This window comes from Corynebacterium sp. c24Ua_83 (genome assembly GCF_039907245.1).
In the GTDB taxonomy this organism is placed as follows: Bacteria; Actinomycetota; Actinomycetes; order Mycobacteriales; family Mycobacteriaceae; genus Corynebacterium.
The window spans coordinates 55575-71403 of the sequence record NZ_JASBOI010000004.1 but is presented as its reverse complement, the minus strand read 5'-3'; the positions used below and the strand labels follow the sequence as shown (position 1 = coordinate 71403).

Genomic DNA, 15829 nt, shown 5'->3' with positions numbered 1-15829 from the left:
GGGTACGCTAACCTCTATCATGACCATGAACCTGTCGACTTTGAGTACCCCAGCGAACACTCCCGCGTACCGCGCAGCCTTCTCTGACCACCAACTCCTGGCCGCCCCTTCCGAGCCGCACCACCGAATCATTCGCGCCACTGTTTGTGACGTCAGCACCCCGGCAGAGAACCTGAAACGGATTGTCATCCACTCCCCTGAACTAGTCGGCTTTCAGCTTTCCGGCCCTGACGAATTCTTTGGCCTCTTTATGCCCGCTAAGTCCGGCGAGGATCTCCATTTACCCCTCCACGGTGGCGGGGCCAATATCCGCGCAAGCGTTGCAGCCATGCCGGAGGCCCAACGCCCAAACCTGCGTTGGTACACCGTTCGCACATTCGACTCCGAACGCGGTCAGATGGCTTTCGACGTGGCGACGCATGGCGTCGATAGTCCCGATGATGAGCATGTCGGGCCGGGGCTCGCCTGGGCTCTTGCGACTCGTGTTGGCGACCAGGTAGGCATCTGGACATGCCAGGGCCTCTGGCACCGCGCGCACGATTCGCAAACGCTGATCGCAGACCCATCTGCCGCGCCTTCCATTCGAGCCATCTTGGAATACACGCACACCTTCGCCCCGGAACAGCTGCGCGACATGCACCTCGTGGTTGTCGCCGAGAACCACGACGACCTCGAGCCGTCTCTCGTCGCTGACTGGGAGAGCAAACTGGGCAGCCTAGAAGTGTTGTTTAGCGCGACAACGGACTTCAGCACGGCAGTGGTGTCCCACCTGCAGCAACTGGACTGTGCCGAACACCCTGCGACCCAGTCGAAGTACGTCTGGGTCGCGGGCGAAGGGCAACTCTGCAAGGAAGTTCGGCACCACGCAATCCACACATGGGGCCTCAATAGCGAATCCGTGCAGTGGTGCCCCTATTGGTTCCTTGGGAGGGCTAGGCCTTAGGCCCTCCGCTCAAGAACTCTGTGGCGGGTTAGCAACGATCCCCCGCGGCACGATGATCGGCGCCATACCGCTGGGATCTTCCCACACCTCGGCATTCAGGCCATATGCCTCGCGCAACACATCCACCGTCAGAGCCTCCTTTGGAGAACCCTCGGCGATCTTTTCCCCCTCCTTCATGACGATCATCTCGTCGCTAAAAGCTCCCGCCAGGCCAAGATCATGAAGCACGGTAATCACCGTCTTGCCCTCTTGAGCGAGCTCCCGCACGATACTTAGAATCTCTATCGCATGTGCCGGATCTAGGTAGGTAGTCGGTTCATCCAACAGCACAATCGGCGTATCCTGCGCCAACACCATCGCCATCCAGACGCGCTGCCGCTGGCCGCCAGATAGCTCTGCCACGTCGCGGGCAACAAGATGGTTAACCTTCGTCTTCTTCAGCGCCTCGCGAACCTTTTCTTTATCTTCTGACGCCGACGCTCCCCCGCCCCAGAGCGATCGACGATAAGGGTGCCGTCCGCGCTCCACAAGTTCTCCAACGGTCAACCCCGCCGGACACAGCGGGTGTTGTGGCAAAAGCGCAATTAGTTGGGCGGCTTCACGCGCCCGCAAACTATGCACGTCTTTCTCCTGGGCAAGTACCTGTCCTTCGGTGGGAGCAAGCAGCCGAGAAAGCGTCTTCAGCAACGTCGACTTGCCACAACCATTGGGGCCTAAGAGCGTGGTGACCTTCCCGGGCTCTGCGTTGAAGGACACGTCCTTAACAATGCTTGGGCCGTCGTTGTAGCCCACGGTGACGCGATCAACACGAACGTTCATTGAACCATTCCTTTCAGAGTTCCGCGACGGGCCGCCAACCACACGAGCAGCACCAGCGCGGGGCCACCGATGATGGCGGTAACCAAACCCACAGGGGATGTAAATGGCAGTGCGCCCGCCACGACGGCGCATGCAGCTAATAGAGCAGAGCCTGCAAAAGTAGAACACAGCGGATGGGGCGTGGGCGTTCCGGCCACCAGCTTGGCCAGCTGAGGAGCCAACAGTGCCACGAATCCAATTGGGCCGACAAAGGAAACCACCACCGCGACAATGCCCGTTGCGGCAATGAGCAAAATAGCTCGCACCCTCGTGACATTTACTCCAAGTGTGGACGCGGTGGCGTCATCATGAGAAAGAAGAGGAACGTCGCGCGTAACGCAGAGGCCTAAAACTACGAAGGGCAACAAGCCCAACACCATAGGCAACAACGCTTCCGTACGCACAAAGCCGGTAGACCCAGCGAGCCAAGTTTGGGCATCCGTGGCACGAGTCAAGTCAGCCCTGAGCAACAGATACTGCACTAAAGACTGCGTGAGGAAAGACAGCGCCAGGCCGATGACCACTACGCGCTGCGACGTCCCGAAACCACCGAGCAGAACGAGCAAACCAACGATCACTAGTGCGCCAACCAAAGCGAGTGCAGCACGCCACCAGAACGTCGGCACCCCCTCGCTCCATGCAGGGCGGGTAACTACGGTGCCCGCCACAACCAAAACCGCCGCGCCACCGGAGACACCGAGAATGTCCGGGCTGGCCAGCGGATTGCGAGCCATGGTCTGGGTCCACGCGCCGGCCAGCCCCAGCGCCGCGCCGACCAGAACGGTAGCGATTGCTACCGGCAGGCGGAGATCCCACACCACGTTGATTGCTTGCTGTGTGCCCCCACCGGTGAGCACTTCGATGACTTCCATCGGGCTGAGCTTCACCGCTCCTTGCCCCAGAATTAGGCAATAACAAAGCGCCGCTATGAGGGCGAACCCCGATGTGGCTGCCAAGATGCGTCTGCTTCGTGAACGCTTGATACTACGGATAGACGTCATATCGCTCATATCGCCAACTCCGAGTCATTCGAGGTCGGTGAACTCTTCTTACGTCGCACCGCCAGAATCATCACTGGAGCGCCGACAATAGCTAGGACAATGGACATTTCCAGCTCGTTAGGCTGCAAGACGAAGCGGCCCACAATATCGGCTAGCAGTACAGCCGCGCCGCCGAGGATGGCAGTTGGTAGCAAGAGGCGGGTAAGCGCCGGGCCAGTGAACGGACGCAGTAGGTGTGGCACGGCGAAGCCCACGAAGGTCACAAGCCCCACGGTGGCAGTCGCAGAACCGGCGAGGATGATCACCGCTGCGGCAGCCAACAAGCGGGTTCTCGCGGGCGAGCTACCAAGGGAACGAGCGGAATCCTCACCCATCGCAAGTAGATCCAACGGGCGTGCTGCAAGCGCACCACATAGAGCACCTAGTGCTAGACCTAAAGCAGCTAAGGCCACGTCTTCCATACCCCGCCCAGCCGTAGAGCCGACAGTCCACCGGCGGAGCCCCTCCAGGGTGTCGGAAGAGTAAAGGCTCAGCATGTTCGTCGCCGCTTGCAGGGCAAAGGTAACTCCCACGCCCACGAGCACCAGAGTTAGCGGGTTACGCGATACACGGGAAATCAACAGCACGACTAGAGCGGCGACGGCAGCTCCGACGAGTCCCACAAGTGTCCGCTCCCCGACCGTCGTTGCCCAGCCCAAGGTCAGTGCCGCGGCGACTGCGAAGCTCGCTCCGGCGTTCACGCCGATAATGCCGGGGTCTGCCAAGGGGTTGCGGGTCCAACTCTGAGCAATGGCACCCGCCATAGCCAGGGCCGCACCTGTGACCACAGCCAAGAGCGTGCGTGGAACGCGCAGATCCCAAATAATGCCGGACTGTTCAGCATTAATCCCGGACTGCGCGGACGGGTGCGGACCATGCATAAGAATGCTGGTCACCTCGCCAATGGAAAGATCTTTGGAACCCAAGTACAGGGAAGCGAGCAGAAGCAATGCCAAACCAGCGAGTGCGGCCAAAGCAAGCAAACGCCGGGAAAACACCAAAGAATGTCGAGTTCTTGACGCAGACACTTTCAACTAGATTGCGTCAGAGAACTTGTCGACTGCCCAGGGGATGGTCAATGGGTTCGGCATACTCATTGCATTGCCCACGTTTTCGTCCATCCAGCGGACCTTGCCTTCGCGAACAACGTCCAGCTTGCTGAATGTTGGATCCTTCTTCAAGGTATCGGCGGCACCCTGGTAATCAAGGACGAAGAGGTAATCGACGTTGTTGAGGTCGCTGTAGTTCTCCGGTGCGATGTCGCGGTAGAACTCGCCCCCGTTACCTTCGAGCTCCTTCGGGATCTCGAAGCCCAGACTCTTGATAAACTGCCCACGACCGTCACCGGAGGTGTACAGGCCGATCTTTCCCTGATAAGGCATGACGATAGCCGCACGCTTGCCCTTGAGCTCAGGGTGCTGCTTTTGGAAGTCGTCGAAGGCCTTCTGCGTTTCTTCGACGAGTTTGTCGCCTTCTTCTTGCTTGTCTACAGCGCCGGCGATCTGGTTGACCTGATCCCGCCATGGGATCTGCCAGTCCGTGGCACCGTCTGGCTTAACGGTGGTTGGGGCGATGTCATTAAGCGCCTTCTTCGCCTGCGCGTCTACGGCGGAGTTCACCGCAATGATCTTGTCCGGATCAGCGGCGGAGATCTTCTCCAGGATTTCAGCAGTGAATCCGTTGGCAGTACCGTAAACCACTTCAGGCTTGTTGTCGCCGAGCTTTTCGGTAGCCCATGGGCCGACGCCAGACGCATCAACATCTCCCTCAGCACCCCAGGGCGCTACGAGGACTGGTTGGATGCCAAGGGCGAGCAAGGTATCGCTGTCTCCCAGGCCAACTGCGGCGATGCGCTCGTCCCCGGTGCCCTCATTTTTTGACGCCGCCACGTCATCGCCTCGGGAGCAACCAGACAGAACAAGAGTGGATGCTGCCAAGACAGCGGCGGTCTTCAGTGCCGCTCGACGGGTCAGAGAATTGTTTCGAAACATGTGGAAGCCTAACGTGTAAGGAACTCTTTGAAGCGCTGTGTATTACCCATAGCCCCCAAGGGACTGATGGCCTCTTTCGGCTACGGTCAACACAGCAATCGCGTTTATATTACACAGGTTAGGCTAACCACACAAAATGCTGCCCTAAGTTAATTATTTTGGGGGATGTGTGGCCGCCGATATGGAGGCAGCTCAGCCGCTAGGGGCCAGCCGACAGGGGGCACTTTAGAAACGGTTTAGCAAACCACCAAACGTCCGCCGCTCCTCCACACGCTTCGCCCGAGACAAATGTCCTGAGGTTCGCCCGACCACCGGCAGTTACCTACCTCCCCTCCCCACCTCGAACAGCTGGGCACTCCACCCCACCGCCTGCTGCGAACGCACTACCGCACCCACGGCAGCCAGGTGCTTCGCAATCACACGGGCCGTGGGCAGCTGCGATCCATACAGAACGAGGCGTGATAAATCTTCCTCGTAGTCATGATCCTCGGCCCCGCTTTCCTGCAACACTGGGGTCACCAGGAACAGCTGCGCCCCAAAACGTAGTACGGCAGCTACCAGCTGTTGCAGCTCTATAGCTGGCCAACGCCGCCACGGATCAACCAGCACCACAGCATCTACCTGCTCACACAAAGTAGCCACTGTGCCAGCCCAATCCGCCCGGCGCACATCCTCACCGCTACGCCCAACCGTTGGAGCGTGCAGTGCACTATAGCGAGCACGATCCCGGCGGCGTGGAGCAATATCGCGCAGCATAACCTCCTCTGCGCTGGCCCCAGGCTCCGTCATCGCTGCAGTTGTTGCGCCTACTGAAATCCTTGCGTCATCTTCTGCCTCCGAAAACGACCCCAACACCACGGCGTTGGCCTGCGGTATCTTACGTAGAATCTCATCCGCATACACCGCCGCGGCCGGACCTCCCACCGCGCACCGAAGCGAGCCAGCATCCTGTCGCGCTAGTAGCTTGCTGCTCAGAATCTCCGCTGCGGCCGGGGCCGACCACTGAGCGCTGGAGGCCGCCTGTTCGTGTTCCTCCACGGCCAGTTGTGGCTGGGTTTGCACAATGTAGTCCCAGCGGTGCTCGCCCGTATCAGCCGGATTCTGCAGTGCCTGCCCTAGCTGGCCAAGTGCTGCGGTCTTGGCGGCTGCCGGCCCGGCAATCCAATCCCTTACTGGAGAATCCGGGTTTGCTAACTCGCTGCCCAGCGCAGTGAGGCCGATTCGAACCGCCCGTTGGTCCGCCACATCCTCCGCTGAGCTATCCAGTGCTGCATACGCCGACAAAGTCACTAACCCCACTGCCTCCAAGTAACGCGCAATCCGGAGAGCCAGCTCCTGCTGCAGGCCAGTTGCTGCGGCCAGTTGATCCACTCGATCCGCGCCCTCATCAATCAGGCCAAAAATCCCCAACCCTACGGCTTGGCGCACCAGAATCGCCGACCCCATCTCGGTGAGTTCATGCAGCTCAATCACCGCATTACGGTGGCTTGTCACAGCCCCTGTCTCCGCCCCCTCACTGTCGCCCTGCGTAGCCGTCGCCCCTGCTTCCGATTGTGCCGGTGCCATTGCGCGCCAGTACCCCGTAATCTCCACGTTTTCCCGCGGAATCCCCAGAGCTCGAACCCAGCGTCGGATCGCCTTCAATCGCCCGGCCTCTCCCGCAGCCCATACATAGGGCATCGCGGCGGGCTCGGCCGCCCACTCTGGGTGTTCTCCGTACAACTCGGTAGCTTTCGCCACGAAGTCCCCGCCCTCGTCTCGCACCTGCCAGTGAATGTCCACCTGTGCTTCGAACTCCAGTCGCTGGACATGTGCCCGCGTGGCTACCTCAATAATCGCCACTGCCCTATACCCGGCGGGCAAAGTCTCTATACAGCGGGAAATCGCCGGCAGTGCCGTCTCGTCGCCCGCCATCAGCAACCACGGAGTGTGAGTGGGCAGCGCTGCGCACGATTTCGGCCCCGCGATATACAGGGAATCCCCCGGTCGAGCTCGTGCAGACCAGTCCTCGGCCAAGCCTTGGCCATGCCGCGCGAAGTCTACGACGAGGCGCCCCCGGGAGGCGTCGAAGGAACGGACGGTATACGTCCGAAACAGATCTTTGACCTCTTCTTGCCATAGCACCGTCGCGTCCTCCCGTGTGATGGGGTGAGGGCGCTCCCCGGTGGCCGGGTCGGGGAAGATGATACGGATATCGTCGTCGAAACCATCACTGATTAGTGGTGGTGCCTCTACTCCGAATGCACTGTGGGCGCGTAACTGTTCGCCCGTCAGAGTAATACGACGCATCCCTGGTGTGATGTCCTCGATGTCAGCAACCTGCAGTTCGCGGATCGTAATGGGGTAGATTTCCCTGTCTCGGCTATTCCTCGCCATGGTCATTCCTTTCTCGTTTCTGGGTTGGCGGTGTGCGGTGAGTCGGTGTGTAGCGGGTCAGTGCGCAGGGTCGGCATGCGGTGGGGCGGCATGCGCAGGGTCGATGTCTGTCGCCTCGGGTGCTGGCCGGTCAGCCGAACTCTTGTTCAGCAGCCGCGGTGCCCATTGCTGGAAAACGTTCTTCCAGCCATCGGCTTTCACCAGCTGCGCGTGCGTAAGTTCAAGCTCGCTCACCCGCACCGGATACGCCCCCGGACGGCGCCTCCACGCAGCAGCCGGATCCCACTGCCCGTGTGCCACATCACTGTTGTTTTGCGTTGCCACCACTAGCTCGACCCGGCCTTCGTAGCTGGTGGGTGCTGCTGTGTGCAGCATCTGCATGCAGAAACGGATGTTGCTTTCTATATCGACGCCCACAGTGCCCAATTCGTGTGACATCCCATCGGCACGCGCAATTGCCCGAACGTCGTAGTCACCAAAGGCTGTCCTGCCATCGGGCGTGCCCGGCGGCCAGGAATGCGTACCGGAGCTGGGGCTGCTGCCGCTGGGGTAGGCGTCAAGAATTCCTAAGAACCGCACCTCATAGCCCCGGCGCTGCAACGCGGCAGCGATGTTTTCAGCCACCACGCCACCGAAGGAGTAGCCCACCAACGTGAAGGGTCCTTCTTGTTGCTCGGCCAGGATCTGTTCGGTGTAGAGCTCCGCTAGCTCGGCCAGTGTTTCCACCTGGGGTAGCGGGGACGGTAGTTCGATCAGGCGGGCGTCAAACTCAGTGTCCGCCAGAAGGCTGGCCAGCGGGGCGAAGGCCAAGCCATGTCCGCCGATCGGATGGAGGCACCACACCGGGCGGCGTTGCGGATGCTCGGCAGTCTGTAAGCGCTGGGATTGCTGCGGCTTCGGCGGCTGCTTAGCCTTCATAGCTCCACCAGTGCCCTGCCCCAGCCGTTCCGCGATGGCTGCCGGAGTACCAGCATCCACAATGTCCTGGATCTTCAACTGCATGCCCTGCTTGCGCAGCACACCCATCAAACGCATGGCCAGCAGGGAGTCACCACCGGAGGTGAAGAAGTTCTCTTCGGGGCCGATCGGGTTGCCTAGCAAGCTCTCCATGGCGGCCTGCACCTGGGCGCATACGGGGTTGTCCTCAGAAAGCTCCCGGTTACCGGTATTGCACGTATCCGCTTCCTCTACTTCGCTGTGCCCATCTACTTCTATTTGCCCGTCCGCTGGCTCCTCAAACTCGCCGCGCTCCGGAAGCAACTCCACCAACCGGAGATCCCTACCGGTGGCGGCGTCGCACAGTGCATTGAGGAATGTGCCGAACCACCTCGCGGCGGCGTCAGGAAGAATGCGTTCCACCACATCCGGACGGTGCACCAGCGTAATTTCCAAAACGTCCCCGGGCGGGCACACGACAGTCAGCGGGTAATGCGTGCGACCGCTGGTGCGCAGCCCCTGGATGCGCAGGCACGACTCGGAGGTCTCCACTGTGTGTGGACCGCTCGGTGCACCGAAGTGTGCGTGATGGTCGTACACCACCGCGGTGTCGAACAACGGTGCACTTCCCACCAGGGTCTCGATCTCCTGTAGCGGCGTGGTCTGGTTCTCGCTGATCAGCGCCATGGTATCTGCCACCTGTCGCACGGTATGGCGCAGCGTGTGCCCCGGTTCGAGTTGTACGTGCAACGGGAGTGTGGTGATGAACATGCCCACCGCACTAGCCATTCGCGGCTGCTCCGCGGACCGGCCGGAAAGAGTCACCCCCGTAGTCACTCGGCGCCCACCATGCAGCGCAGCCAGCGTGAGCAACCACGCGGTTTGTACCAGCACACTGGGTGTGGTCCCTAGGCTCGCCGCGGCCGTTGTCACCCGCCCGTCTGTGTCGCGGTGCAGTACGTGCGGCACCTCTGGGGCTTCTGTTGTGCTCTTTTTACTTGACGCCACCGGCCGCAAGCCCGCAATCACACCTCCGTGCTCGCCTGTGCGACTGGCCTCATGGGGCTGATCGGTGCCGGTGAAAATCTGTTGCCAGGCGCGGTGTTCCCGCTCCAGTTGTTCGACGCTGCGTTGGCACAGGCTTCGAGCAAATTCCGCGAAGGAGGGCGCGGGGTCCAGATCCTCGCCGCTTAGCAGTCGCTGCAAATCCTGCAGCATCACGGCGGTGGACCAGCCATCGGTGAGGATGTGATGGCTGCCCAGCACAAGTGTGGCAGGGCGGTTGGTTTCTAGTCGGTTACTCTCTGGCAACAGCACCAGGTCTGCGGTGACTAGCGGGCCGGATTCCAGGTCCACGGCGCGGTGGCCGCGCAACTCCCGCAGCTGTTCCACGAACGCATGAGCTGCAGCCGGTGAGAAGTCTCTGCAGTCGTGGATTGTCCAGGGCAGATCGAGCCGCTCCGGAATCAGCATCAGCGGGAGGTCGCTGCAATCGAACACGGCGCGCAGTGCTGCGTGGCGGCGCAGAATTGCCCGCATCGACTGGTGGATAAGCTCTGGGGAAGCCACACCAGTAAGGTCCACGGCGGCGGCAATGACGTAGCGGTCGGTTCCGGCCAATCCGTGGAACAGCAGCCCCTGCTGGGAGGCAGTAGCCGGGACAATGTCTTCCAGGGGACCGTGGGCGGCTTCCAGGGAGCGCAGATGAGCAACGCTGAGGGTCGGTGTGGGCTGGTTGGTTGAGCTGTGGCCTAGCCGAGGGTTCGTCGGCTGTGTATCGAATGCCCGGTAGTCGCTAGGTAGTGCTTGGCGCAGTACCAACCGATCCGCGACCAGCAGGTCCCGCGCCGCACGCTGTAGCTGTTCGTGCAGTTTCTCCAGCACGGTCGGGGATGCATCCCTGAGTGCTGCCAGGTCCGCCACGTATTCCACGTCTGCGCCGTCCGAGGTGAGGAAGACATTTATCGTCAGAGCCTCCGTCATCCGCCGGTCGTCGGATTCCACCACGCCGAATCTATCCCCCGGCTGTGCATCCAGAACATTAATCACCACACGACGGTTTGGAGGGCACGAAGCTGGATCCCACGGCTGAGCCTGCGACTCGGCCTCGCGCCCAGCGCGAACCCACGCTGCCATAAACCTCGGAGAATTGGCGGATGAATGAACGGAGGCACCGTCAGCCCTCACAGAGAAAGCCCAACGCTCCTCCGTAGTGAACCAACCGATCAGCTCCATGCAATCCACCGCGCTACCGGTGCTGCCATAGTCACCAGAACGAGTGGCACCGGTGCCGCCATCGCGGCCGTGCCCTTCCACCACCAGCTGAAGCTCGGTCAAACCTACGGCCTGTAGCGCTTGCGCTAACAATGACACCACCACGACCTGTCGGTCTGTTCGAAAACGCTGCGCCAGCTCGGAACTCATCGCCGCAGCGTCCGGCATCGCAATATGTCGCCACATCATCGTGGCCTGCCCCCGTGGGCATAGCAGTTTCTCCGGCAACTCCGGCAAGACCGACAGCTCCGCCGATCCCGGTGGCACGTTCTGCACGGCCTGGTGCTCCACGGCACGCTGCATCCCGTGGGCGCGCAGGAGGCCGGTGAGTGCGGGAAGCTTCACGTTGGCGTCAATTAATACAGCATTCCACTCGCGCTGCAGGTTCGGCCAGGACAGCGCGTCGATTGCCAGATGGTGCACCATCACCAGCGCGCCTTCCGCACACAGCCCCACCTGCCACATCACTCCTCTATCGGGGGCTATGCGGGCGGCCAGCTGTTCCACCGGATCTGGGCCGTCCGGCGCAAGCTCCACCACAATCTCCGTGGCACTGGCCAGTGGCACACGCGGGATCAGCTGCACTACGTTGTCCCAGTCCAGCAACATCCGCAGGCTCGCGTGCCGGCGCTGAAGCACCTCCACCGCGCGCAGTACATCGGCTTGGCCACACCCGGGTGGCACATCTAGCCACCGGTACATCACGTGGCGACGCATCGCTTGCACGGTGGGAGCAGCTGCAATCTGCGTGCGCGCCACCGGACTCCACGGCAATACACCCCAATCCAGCCATTGATTGTCCCCATTATTGGAGATCGAATTACCCCCCTTGCCCAGGTCTTCACCAGAACTAAGGTCGGTCGGGCGCGCAGCCTGCGAAGCCTGGGGAGCCTGCGGATTCTGCGGAGGACGGAAGGCCAATGGAATCTGCGCTAACGCAATGCCGCCCATTAGGTCCTTCGGCTGCAACAGCAGCCCCTGCTGACGTGCGCGAGAGGCCACATGAAGAGCAGCAATACTCTCCCCTCCCAAACTGATGAAGTCCTGATCAGGATCAGTCTGCTGCGGCGGTAGATGGAGGACATCACACACCGTGCGATGCAGCAGGAGGTGGGCAGGGTCGAGCGGCGCAAGCGGGTCGTTTTTACCGCTTGTAGTTGCGTTACCTGCGCTAGAGACCTCCACGCGTTCGGTCGCCTCGGGGGCTGCGGTATCCTCCTTCGCACCAGCGGTCGGCGGCTGCAGTCCGTATCCGGCGATGGCCTCCCGGTCGATCTTGCCGGAGGTGGTGGTGGGCAGCGCTCGCACTGGATGGATGCGCCGGGGGATCGCCGCGGCGGGTAAAGCAGCTTGCAACTGGTGCCGGATAGCGGTCAGATCTGAAGCGTCCACGGGCCAATCCCCTACCACCGCAGCAACCAACACAGTGGCCTGCCCACTGCGATTCAGTGGTGCCACGGCGCAGTGCCGCACGCCGTTCACGCTGGCTAGTACAGCTTCCACTTCGGCCAGCTCCACGCGCTGCCCATTGATCTCGACTTGCTCATCGGCACGCCCCAGAAACTGGTAGCCCCGCCCAGGAATCCATCGTGCCCGATCCCCGGTGCGGTAAATGCGCTCCGGAGCCCGACGCGGGTCGATGCGAACGTCCTCCTTGAACGCCGCATCGGTGGCCTCCGGAAGGCCACGGTAGCCGAGTGCCAGCTGTGGACCGGCTAGAACCAGTTCGCCTACTTCTTGGTCTCCTACCAGCTGCAGGGCGTTATCCACCAGGTAGGCACGCATACCGGCAACGGGCCGCCCCAGGTGTGCCACGCCCGGCTCCACTCGGGCCAAAAGGGCATCTACAGTGCTTTCGGTGGGGCCATAGGCATTGACGACCTCCAGGCCGGTGGCCGCCAGGTGATCCCACAGCTCAGCGGGCAGCTCTTCGCCACCCAAAACCACTAACTGCAGGCTCGGTACTTTCTCCAATAGCTGCGCGGCCAACAACGCCTTCATCATGGAGGGAGTCGTATCCACCACATTGATCTGCTGTGTAGCGAAGTGTTCCACCAGCTTGTCTGCATCCCCAGTGGCCTGTTCCGGGTAGAGGTGCACGTCGTGGCCCGCCAGCAGCCACAGCAACTGGTCGAATGCTGCATCGAAACTGAAAGACGCCGTATGCGCCACCACCGCGTGCGGCCTGTCGTACAATCCACTGCGGTGTTGGGCAAACAGAGAGCTAATTGCACGGCGGGGAACCTCCACGCCCTTGGGCTTGCCGGTGGATCCAGAAGTATAGATCAGGTAGGCCAATTGCTCCGGGTCTGGACAGGCTGCCGATTCCGCGGACCGTTCTACGGCGTTCTCCTCCGAGGTGGTACTCCCCAAGGCTAGGGCGTAGCGGATGGCCGCCGCATCCACACTGGCTACCGGTTCAGCGTTCGCATGGATTTGCTCACGGCGCTGGACAGGACTGGTGGGATCGATATAGACGAAGGGCACGCCCGCGGCGAAAGCGGCCAACACAGCAAGGACCAATTCGCGTCCCCGCTCCATCTCGAGAGCGAGCACTGGTCGCGCCCTATCCTGCTTGGTGGCTTGTTCCGCCTGGCGCCACCTGTCGCTTCCCAAAACCTCACGGCGAAAGTAACCAGCCAGGCGATGCACTGTAGCGTGGAGATCCTTGCTGTCCAGCACTGCAGCGCCCAGTACCTCGCGATCCAACACCTCAGTTCCGGGCTCGGTATCCCAACCATCGGCAGTGTGAACCACCAGATGTGCCTGTGTGCGGTTTCGCAGCGTGAACAAAGCGGTGCTCAGAGCGTCCTGCGATCGGCTATTTTCGGCCACTTCGACACCTTGGGCGCGCCGCTGCTCTAACATTTCCACGCGCCGTCTCTGGCTATGCAGTGGCAGCTCCCCGATCTTTCGGGACGTGTCTTCAAGCGCCTGACACGTGAACTCCCGCAGTGCCTCCAACCGAGCCCGCGCATGCTCGGCACTCACGCGGGCCGGATCCGTCTCAAAAGCCATGTCCAGTCCGCCATCCTCGGCCGGGGTGAGCACCAATCCCAAATCCTCCGGCGGCCCACCCGCCACATTGCGCAACCGCCCCGGAACCCCCGCGAAATCCGCCCGGGTGGTGAAGGCCTTAGCATTCACTCCCACTCCGTGTAGCACATCAGCCACCCGGGAGTCCCCCGTGATCTGCGGTAGGCTCTCTCCACGCAGTCGCTGGTGGGCCAGTAGACCATGCAGCGACTCCACCGCATGGTGTAGATACTCCTGCACCGTTTGTTGATTGTCGACGTTGACTCGCAGTGGCAGCACATTGACGGCCATTGCAGGCGTGCGGAGCTCTCGCGTATGCGAGCGTGCCATCACGGGCACAGCCAGGAATTGTTCGCTGGTCGAGCGTGGAGCCAACAGACGGTGAACAAACGCCCCGTACAGTGCGATCATGAGCTCTACCCACGTAATCTGCTCATCAGTAGCGGCTTTCGTGGCCGTCTCCATGATCTCCGACCCCAGACGCACGGTGGTGGTGATTGTGGTTTGCCCTGTGCCTTCTGCTTTTGTGGCCGTATTCATCGTGGCGCGCTCAGCAACTTCCGGAAGCTGTGCGAGTACGGACGTCCAATACTGTTTATCCCGGGTATGCTCCGCGGATTCGCGGTACTCCTGATCCAGCGCCACCAGTTCGGACAGCGAAGCTGCCCGGAATGGACGAGCCTGCTTTCCTGCCACGCGAGCGGTATAAATCTGACTAAGGCGACGCGTGAGCAGGGAAGCCGAGAAGCCATCGACAATAAGGTGATGATAAAGCTGGACAACCCAGGTCTCGGTGTCGTCGAGAAGAATAATGACATAACGACACAACGGCTGATCCACCATGGTGCGCATCGTCTCGGCGCATTCGGCGCGTAGCGCATCCACCCAGGCTTCCGCGCTGCGCTGGGGATCCGCGGCGTGCCGCACGTCAATCACGCGGTCGACGCCGGGGCCTTCCTGTACCACGGACTGTTGCGGGGTAAGGCCATCCATCGTGACGCGCACGCGCAATGTCTCAGCTTCCTGTTGCAGCTGTGCAATGGAGTGCTGCAGAGTTTCCAGCTCAATGTGCCCTGGCCCCAGGTGCAGTACCTCACCAACCACGTAGTAGGGCGATTCGGGGTTGAGTTTTTGGGCGTTCCAGACACCGTATTGAGCGCTCGTTAACGGCAGCGTAGAAGACAAGTAAAGTTCCTTGTGAGTCGGCGGGCGGCAGCGGGGAGGCGAGTGCGCGAACAAGAAAGGGCATAAGAAAACACCCCACGCTGCCACACCGGGCGACACACTCGCGAGGGGTGCTGGAGAAAAAGAGACTAAGAGAGCTTTTTCAAGGTCGGCGTGACCTGCTCCAAGACCCATGCACGGGACAGGGCGGTCGGCGTGTTCAGGCCGGCAACCACAGCCTCGTTACCCGCCAGGGTGGCGCCGGACTTGACCTGCGGCAGGTCTGAGTAGCCCGGGATCTTCTCCACCTCCGCGATGTCACCGGTGCGGTTATAGATCACCATGAAGTCCGCAGCCAGGGCGGAGACGTTTTCTGGCGACAGAGTCACGCGCCCCTGCTTTACCTCAATAGAACCGTCGGTCAGAGATTCCGGGAACTTCATACCCAGGTCGTAGATGAAGGAGGCTCCTGGATCCTTCGGGTCGGCCACAGCTCCAAAGGATCCCTGAGCGAACTGGGAGACCACACCGGTCTTACCCTCGATATTCGGCAGCTCGGACTTCGCATCGGAGAAGACTTTCTCATCCTGGTCGATGACTTCTTGAGCTTTATCTTCCTTGTTGAAGATCTTGCCGAGCTCCTTCAGCTGCGACTTCCAGCCGATCCCCTCACCCTCGGTGCCAATACCACCCAGAGTGGGCGCGATCTCGGAGAGCTGTGCGTAGTTATCCTCGGAGATCGTCCAGTAGTCCCCGACGATGAAATCCGGAGCAGCGGCGGCGATCTCTTCCTTCGGCAGAGTCTTGAAATCGGTCTGCTTGATAATCTCCACGCCATCCAACTTGCCGTCGCGCCACGGGGCATTCATGTCCTTAGCAGACACCACCACGGCGGAGGGCTTGATGCCCATAGCCAGCAGGTTGTCGATGGCTGGACCAATGGCAACGACGCGCTCGGGGTTTACGGGGTATGTGTCTTCCCCCCTGGCGTGCTTGATGTTGACTTCGGAGGCATTATCGCCGGAATTCGCTGCGGAGTTTGCGCCTGAGGAAGTATTTTCCGCCTTGTCATCTGCATCGGAGCTGCAGGCTCCCAACACCAGGGTAGTGGAGAGCACGGCGACGCTGAGCGCACGGACAACGTTTGAGTTCTTCATTCTGAATGGGTTTCCATTTCACTAAACAAACAAGATTAGGTAAGGCTACCATCA

At 61.1% G+C, this 15829-nt stretch carries 8 protein-coding genes; 1 reads left to right on the top strand and 7 read right to left on the bottom strand.

All coding sequences use genetic code 11. The features are described 5' to 3' along the window. Positions 1-25 precede the first annotated feature (25 nt). Positions 26-943 carry a siderophore-interacting protein gene (locus QKE30_RS04615; protein WP_347934222.1) on the top strand — a complete coding sequence of 306 codons (918 nt, stop codon included), beginning with the start codon at positions 26-28 and terminating at the stop codon, positions 941-943. Positions 944-952: 9 nt separating this feature from the next. Here the strand turns inward: QKE30_RS04615 and QKE30_RS04610 are convergent, their stop codons facing one another. The 7 genes from QKE30_RS04610 to QKE30_RS04580 all read right to left on the bottom strand — a co-directional run bounded on the left by QKE30_RS04610 (position 953) and on the right by QKE30_RS04580 (position 15775). After that, complete coding sequence (locus tag QKE30_RS04610; RefSeq protein ID WP_347934221.1) at positions 953-1762, bottom strand: ABC transporter ATP-binding protein; 810 nt, start codon at positions 1760-1762, stop codon at positions 953-955. Further along, complete coding sequence (locus QKE30_RS04605) at positions 1759-2802, bottom strand: iron ABC transporter permease (protein WP_347934267.1); 1044 nt, start codon at positions 2800-2802, stop codon at positions 1759-1761. The genes QKE30_RS04610 and QKE30_RS04605 overlap by 4 nt, the downstream gene beginning before the upstream one ends. A gap of 5 nt (positions 2803-2807) precedes the next feature. Beyond that, on the bottom strand, positions 2808-3839 hold the full coding sequence (locus QKE30_RS04600; RefSeq protein WP_347934220.1) for an iron ABC transporter permease: 1032 nt from the start codon (positions 3837-3839) through the stop codon (positions 2808-2810). 36 nt (positions 3840-3875) lie between these two features. Next, positions 3876-4832 (bottom strand): iron-siderophore ABC transporter substrate-binding protein, encoded by a 957-nt coding sequence (locus QKE30_RS04595; RefSeq protein ID WP_347934219.1) that lies wholly within the window; start codon positions 4830-4832, stop codon positions 3876-3878. Positions 4833-5150: 318 nt separating this feature from the next. Then, positions 5151-7208, bottom strand: a complete 2058-nt coding sequence (locus QKE30_RS04590) for a siderophore-interacting protein (RefSeq protein WP_347934218.1) — start codon at positions 7206-7208, stop codon at positions 5151-5153. A 57-nt stretch (positions 7209-7265) separates the two neighbouring features. Beyond that, positions 7266-14639, bottom strand: coding sequence for a condensation domain-containing protein (locus QKE30_RS04585; RefSeq protein ID WP_347934217.1), 7374 nt, complete (start codon positions 14637-14639; stop codon positions 7266-7268). A gap of 128 nt (positions 14640-14767) precedes the next feature. Continuing rightward, positions 14768-15775 carry an ABC transporter substrate-binding protein gene (locus tag QKE30_RS04580; protein WP_347934216.1) on the bottom strand — a complete coding sequence of 336 codons (1008 nt, stop codon included), beginning with the start codon at positions 15773-15775 and terminating at the stop codon, positions 14768-14770. Positions 15776-15829 lie beyond the last annotated feature (54 nt).